This window comes from Halorubrum sp. Hd13, from assembly GCF_002252755.1.
Taxonomy (GTDB): domain Archaea; phylum Halobacteriota; class Halobacteria; order Halobacteriales; family Haloferacaceae; genus Halorubrum.
Genome location: NZ_NHOY01000030.1, coordinates 1 through 1,111 on the forward strand (window position 1 = coordinate 1; position 1,111 = coordinate 1,111).

Annotated in this window: 1 protein-coding gene; it reads right to left on the reverse strand. The window is 59.2% G+C overall.

Features of this window, described 5'->3' with window-relative positions:
• Window positions 1–64 precede the first annotated feature (64 nt).
• The coding region (locus DJ81_RS04135) for an RNA-guided endonuclease TnpB family protein (RefSeq protein WP_141212531.1) at window positions 65–1,111 on the reverse strand (1,047 nt) is incomplete at its 5' end.

The following is a 1,111-nucleotide window of genomic DNA, read 5'->3' on the forward strand; positions in this document are numbered from 1 at the left end:
ATTGACATCCTCCCGCGCCTGAAGACGCGGGAATCCCACGGTACCGCGCCGCTGAGTTGGGATATTAGGGTTCGCGGTTCACGACCTGTTCTCGTGGGGCGAAAACACCCTCACTACGGTCGAACAGGTGAACCGCTGGCTGTGCCAACCAGCCGTTATCCCTATCACCGCCATCCGTGGCGAGACTCGGGAGTACCTTTTGCCGAATGTTCTCCGCACCGTTCACGTCTGCGTTCGCAACCGTGTCGCACTCCTCACACACGTACAGGCCACGTTCTACACGCTGGTCATCATCGGTGTAACCACACGCCGAACACGACTTCGATGTATCGCGTTCAGACACCAACTCCACGTCGATACCCTCGGCTTCCGCCTTGTAGTCAAGTAGCGTCGTGAAACGGTCGAACGCCCACCCGTGCAAGTCGAAATTGCCGTGGTCGCCCCAGTTGCGTGATTCGCCGTTCTCGTCATCTTCTCGGATGCCGCCAAGGTCGCCAACGACAAGCGTACCGACACTCCGTTCGGCGCATTCCTCGACAATCGTTTTCGAGAGCGCGTGCAAGAAGTGCGTCCGACGACTCGTTCGCTTGCGGTCAAGACGAGTGGCCTCTCGGGACGAGGAATCATCGCAGTTAGCTTTCTTTTTGACGAAGTAGTATTCGTCCTCTTTGAGTGCGCCACCGGGATACAACACCGACTCGCCGCCGAACGAGACGGCGGCGAAGTTGCATATCCCGAGGTCAACACCTGCCACGTCATCGCCCGGCGGTTCCGGGTCGATGGTAGTGCGACAGACGAATTGAAGCCGCCACTCGTCGCGTTTGTAGACGGCCCGAACCTGTTGAATGTCCCACTCGGTCAGGTCAACATCCGGGCGCGTCTGGTACTCGCACAGGATGAAGTCTGAGCGGTGTTTTTTGAGGTTGCGACCTTTTGAGAGGCGGACGCGGGTGAACTGTGCGTCGTGCTTGAAGCCAGCCGCTTTGAACGACACGGTTGAACGCGGGTGGGAATCTCCGTGTTTGCGGTAGCCGGGCGGTCGGGCGCGGTCGTCGCCGTTCCGACGCTTGCCGAACCAGCCGTTGAACGCTTCAGCGAGTTCTTCGAGAAC